This window comes from Streptomyces sp. NPDC005408 (genome assembly GCF_040606445.1).
Classification (GTDB): domain Bacteria; phylum Actinomycetota; class Actinomycetes; order Streptomycetales; family Streptomycetaceae; genus Streptomyces.
This window is the reverse complement of sequence record NZ_JBEXEX010000117.1, coordinates 1-5,000: the sequence shown is the minus strand read 5'-3', so window position 1 is coordinate 5,000 and position 5,000 is coordinate 1. Positions and strand designations below refer to the sequence as shown.

General features: G+C 70.3%; 3 protein-coding genes and 2 pseudogenes. 1 reads left to right on the top strand and 4 read right to left on the bottom strand.

Annotated features, from left to right (window positions below; translation table 11 throughout):
• Window positions 1–117 precede the first annotated feature (117 nt).
• The 4 genes and pseudogenes from ABZS64_RS39010 to ABZS64_RS38995 form a co-directional block, all read right to left on the bottom strand.
• Window positions 118–1,110, bottom strand: a pseudogene (locus ABZS64_RS39010) (IS481 family transposase).
• A gap of 475 nt (window positions 1,111–1,585) precedes the next feature.
• The gene (locus ABZS64_RS39005) at window positions 1,586–1,723 is read right to left on the bottom strand and encodes a hypothetical protein (RefSeq protein WP_355839919.1); all 138 of its coding nucleotides are present in this window, start codon (window positions 1,721–1,723) and stop codon (window positions 1,586–1,588) included.
• A 266-nt stretch (window positions 1,724–1,989) separates the two neighbouring features.
• A complete protein-coding gene (locus ABZS64_RS39000; protein WP_355839917.1) occupies window positions 1,990–3,486 on the bottom strand; it encodes a UDP-N-acetylmuramoyl-L-alanyl-D-glutamate--2,6-diaminopimelate ligase in 1,497 nt (498 codons plus the stop codon).
• Window positions 3,487–3,710: 224 nt separating this feature from the next.
• Entirely contained in the window at window positions 3,711–3,866 is a 156-nt protein-coding gene (locus ABZS64_RS38995) for a hypothetical protein (RefSeq protein ID WP_355839915.1), read from the bottom strand.
• Window positions 3,867–4,101: 235 nt separating this feature from the next.
• Here ABZS64_RS38995 and ABZS64_RS38990 point away from each other — a divergent pair.
• Window positions 4,102–5,000, top strand: a pseudogene (locus ABZS64_RS38990) (IS701 family transposase); the annotation flags it as partial.

Sequence of the window (5,000 nt, the reverse complement as noted above, 5' to 3'; positions counted from 1 at the left end):
GTGCCCAGCCCGAGCGGCGTGACGCACCACCTGTTCTGGCGGAAGTGAGGCCGGACCAGCCGGCCGGCGCGGGTTCCGTCACCGGCGCCCGCGGCATGGCCGCCGCCCAGCGGCGTCCTAGCTGTAATGCCCAGGGACGTTGGTCAACCCGGTGATGGGTGGTTTGCCGCCGGTTGCGGTGTGGGGGCGGTGGTGATTGTAGTGATGGAGCCAGGCCGGCAGGGCTTTGCGGCGGGCTGATTCGCTGGAGTAGAAGCGGCCCAGGGCCCAGCCGTCGGCCAGAGTGCGGTGGAAGCGTTCGACCTTGCCGTTGGTTTGAGGCCGGTAGCGGCGGGTCTTCTTCGGCGTGATCGCGAGCTCGGTGCAGGCCTGTGTCAGTGCCGGGAGCGGTAGGCCGAGCCGTTGCCGGTCAGGACCGCTCGACCCTCACGCCGCGGGCGGCGAACCAGTCGACCGCGCGCCGCAGGACACCGACTGCGGTGGCGGCTTTCTCGTCGTCACAGATCTCGGCATAGGCGACCCGGGAATGGTCGTCGTCGACGACCGTGTGGACGAACGCGGTTCCCAGCAGGGGGCCCCGGTACTTGTTGCGGGACCTGTCGGGTGTCGCGGCGCGGTTCCTGCGGCCCTGGACACTCCCGACGTAGCGCCAGCCGCCGCCGTCGGGAACGTTTCCGAGCTTCTTGACGCCGATGTGGAGCATCGCGCCGGGGTGATCGTGTTCGTAGCGGCGGACCGGCTCGCCAGTGGCACGGTCGATATGGGACAGCCGGTTGATCCGGCACCGGGTCAGGACCGCGTGCACGATCGAGGCAGCCATGCCCAGCCGTCCGGCGATCTGGACCGGGCCCAGACGCTGGTTCCAGCGCAGGTGCACGATCTTGCGGACCTGCGGCTGCGTGGTCCGCCCGGGACTGCATGCGGTCGTGAGGACCGGTCGGCCATCGCGGCCGGGCCGGATTCGGCGTAACGGCGAGCCCACCGCTTGGCGGTGGGCCAAGACACGTAGTATCGCTCGGCCGCACGGGCGACCGGCCACCCGTCATCAACAATCAGACGCGCCAGGCGCAGACGGGCACGAGGCGTCAAAGCAGCGTTAGCGTGAGACACGAAGGCCTCCTGGTTGGCGGAGCGGTTCCTAGATCGCCGTGGCGAGTGGCCGGACCCTCGTGCGCATTCCGTTAGAAGTTCTAATACGGGGGAAGCGGGCGCGCTCCGACCAGCGGCCCACAGTGAGCGGACCCAGCCCGTTCGACGTGGCGGCTGGCACCAGCCGACCACGTTGTCCTGCCGCTGGCTCTCTGACCAGGCCCGTTCGGGCGATCCGCCGCGGACTCCAGCGCGCTGGAAGTACTCAGAATTCAAAAGCACGTTCCGAGCTCGGCGAGAACCCGTACGTCCGTAGGTACGCAGCCACCGACAACGGCAGAGGAGCACACCATGGATGCCCGTTTGAGGCCCGCGGTCCAGGCGTTGCGGGCCTCAAACGTCCCCCCGTCGATCAGTCGTTCACTGCTCGCCGAAGTGCCGGACGCGGGCCTGGCGGCTGAGGCGTGACGCATCCGAACGGCCGTTGGGAAAGGCGTCACGCGGTGACGGCTAATCCCAACGATGGATCGATGACCTCCGCAGCGGCGGCACGCTGCTGCTCGTCCATTTCCTTGACGGCCGTCAGCAGCTGATCGGCCAGGCCGACACCCTCACCTCCCAGCGCGCGCAGCACCTGGCCCTGGATATTCGCGGGCAGCAGGATCGGAGTGCCCGACGCCCTCCACAGCTTCCGCCAGAAGTCGTTCGCTTCCTCACCCGGGACGGGAAGACCGGCAACCAGCGCGAGCAGCTGGCTAGACCAGGCCGTTTCTTAGGGATCACCTTGCGGCCCAGAGGGCGGGTGGGGTCAGCAGCCCGTGGCGGTGGTGGTTTCGTTGGGGAGGGTGACGTAGACGCAGGGGAAGCTGCGGTTGCGAAGCCCGGGTTGGGGTTCCGGGTTCAGGGGAGCAGGCGGGAGGCCAGGTCGCGGACGGTTGCCATGTCGCTGAAGGGGAGCAGGTCCTCGCCCACGATCTGGTGCGGTTCGCTGCCCTTTCCGGCGATCAGGACGATGTCTTCGGGCTGAGCCGCGGACAGTGCGAGGGCGATGGCTCGGCGGCGGTCGGCGGAGCGTTCGTACGGTGTGCTGGTGGCCTCAATGCCGGGGGCGATCTGGTCCAGGATCGCCTCGGGGTTCTCCGTGCGGGGGTTGTCCGAGGTCAGGACGCACAGGTCGGAGTGGGTGCCGGCGATGCGGCCCATTTCGGCGCGCTTGGTGGTGTCGCGGTCCCCGCCGCAGCCGAAGACGGTGATGACCCGGCCCCGGGCGAAGCCGCGGATGGCCGTGAGGACCTTGTCGAGGGAGTCGGGCGAGTGCGCGTAGTCCACGATCACCGACGTGCCGGCGGGGGTCACGAAGCGCTCGAACCGGCCCGGTACGGGCGGCATCTGGGCGAGCGCGGCGACCAGTCCGTCCAGGTCGTGCCCCAGTACGCGGCAGGCCGCGACGGCCGCCAGCGCGTTGGACACGGAGAAGCGGCCAGGGACCGGGATCGCCGCCGGGTACGCCCGGCCGGCGTGGTGCAGCGTGAACCGCGTGCCCGAGGCGTCCGCGATCAGGTCCGTGGCCCGGAAGTCCGCCTCCTCGTCCAGGCCGTAGGTCGTCACCGCGTCCGGCATCATCGCGCGGATGCCGGCTCCCACGGCATCGTCCACGTTGACCACCGCGTGCCGGCACAGCCCCTGGAACAGCCGCAGTTTGGCGTCCGTGTAGTGGGCCATCGTGCCGTGGTCGTCCAGGTGGTCCTGGGTCAGGTTGGTGAAGACGCCGACGTCGACGAAGGTCCTGTCCATCCGGTACGTCTGCAGGGCCATCGAGGTGGCCTCCAGTACCACGCTGCCGGTGCCCTGGTCCCGCATGCGGCCTAGGAGGTACTGCAGGTCGGGCGATTCCGGTGTGGTCAACACCGAGGGCGGCATCGGGATCACCTCGTCGCCGATCCGGCTGCCCGCCGTACCGATCACGCCCACCGAGGCGCCCTCGGAGATCCTCAGCAGCGACTCGACCATGTAGGAGATGGAGGTCTTCCCGTTGGTCCCCGTGACGGCCACCAGGTCCATGTGCCGGCCCGGCTCGCCGAAGTAGCGGGAGGTGACGACCGCGGCCGTCTTGCGGGTGTCGGGCACCCGTACGACGCACACCGCGGGCAGCAGCTCCCGTCCGGGGGGCGCGGCGGCGGCTCCCGACGCGTCGACGAGCACCGCCACCGCCCCGCGTGCGAGCGCCGCACCGATGGAGGCGGGGCCGCCGCCGCGGTGGCCGGGTACGGCGATGAAGAGCGAGCCCGGCACCACCCGGTCGACGTCGAAGGTTGCGCCCGCGGTGATCCCCGTCGATTCGGTGTCGCCCTGGATGACGTGGTGCTCATGGTCGGTCAACAACCCGCTCAACTTCACGGTGGTCCCTTCGGAGACAGCTACGGCCCGGCATGCGGCCCTCGCCTGGCGGCAGCGCCGACGGAGCGTCGGCACTGCGGTGGTGGGGTGGGAAGGGCGATGCGTCGCCCTCGAGGCGGCGGGGGCCGGCCGGGGCGCGGTGATCAGGCCGGGCTGCCGGGGCGTGGCCCGTCGCGGAAGTTGGTGCGGCGGGAGGGAGTGGGCCCGGGCGCGGTGGGGAAGCGCTAGCCGTGGCCGTGCAGGACGCCGCGGCCGACCGTGGGGGCCTGGCCGTCGGCGGCGGTCCGGGGGCTGATGCCCGTCCGGCCCGCGGAGGCCGCACGCGCGGCAGGGGCAGCCTGCGGCAGGCACTCTCCCGTGACGCGTCGTGTGCGGTTCATAGTCCGAGTGTACGTGCGCTCGCGTGACCCGTACGCCGCGTCGGCTCGTCGGTCGCGGAGGTCCACCGCTGCGCGCGGCGTCCGGTCACAGCACCAGTGACCTGGGTCGGAGATTCTTAGGTAGTTCGCCCCGGTCGACTGGAACTGCGGCCGACGATGCCGAGACGAGGCGCACGCGAGTCCGGCAGCGAGTCCGACCGCAGATCGAAGGCGATGAACTGCCGAAGAACTTGGTGTGGATGCACATGAAGTGAACCGTGCTCGGGCGAAGTTGGCGTTATTCGTGGCTGATGTGTTCGCGTCGGTGCGGCGCAAGGATCAGCGGGCCAAGGGCGACTGCTATTTGCGGGGGCTGATGCTGGATGGGCGGCGCAAGTCGATCCAGCCGATGGCGGAGCGGCTGCCGGACGGCAACGAGCAGAACCTGCAGCAGTTCGTGAACCAGTCGACGTGGGATCCGGTGCCGGTGCGGTGGCGGATCGCGCAGCGGATGGTGCCCCAGGTCGGCCCGGATGCCTGGGCGGTCGATGATGTGTCGTTCCCGAAGGACGGCCGGATGTCGGTGGCGGTCGCTCCGCAGTACTGCGGAGCCTTGGGCAAGCAGGGCAACGTCAGGTCGCGGTGAGCGTGCACGCGGTCTCCGAGGCCGCGTCCTGTCCGCTGGAGTGGCGGTTGTTCGTGCCCCAGGAGTGGGCGGACGATCCGGTGCGCCGGCGCAAGACGGGGATCCCTGAGGAGATCGGGCATCGGGAGAAGTGGCGTCTGGCCTTGGACGTCCTCGATGAGCTGGCCGGATGGGGGCTGGTTCCGCCGGTGCTGGTGGCCGACGCCGGCTACGGGCAGAACGCCGACTTCCGCGACGGGCTGGAGCGTTGGAGCATCGGCTACGTGGTGGCGGTCTGCTCGGATGTGACCGTCCACCCGCATGAGGCGGTGCCCACGGCTCCCACCTGGTCCGGCAACGGCCGCAAGCCTCAGCCCCGCTACCGTGACAAGCCGCCCCCGGTGGCCGCGCTCGCGGCGGGCCACGGGCGGCAGGCGTTCACCGAGGTGACCTGGCGAGAAGGCTCCCGCGGGCCGATGCGTTCACATTTCCTGTCCCTGCGGGTGCGGCCGGCCGGGGTCAAATCCCGA

Excerpts from the sequence above, each read along its gene's own strand:
- ABZS64_RS38995 (WP_355839915.1), bottom strand. The coding sequence starts at position 3,866 with ATGAACCGCACACGACGCGTCACGGGAGAGTGCCTGCCGCAGGCTGCC.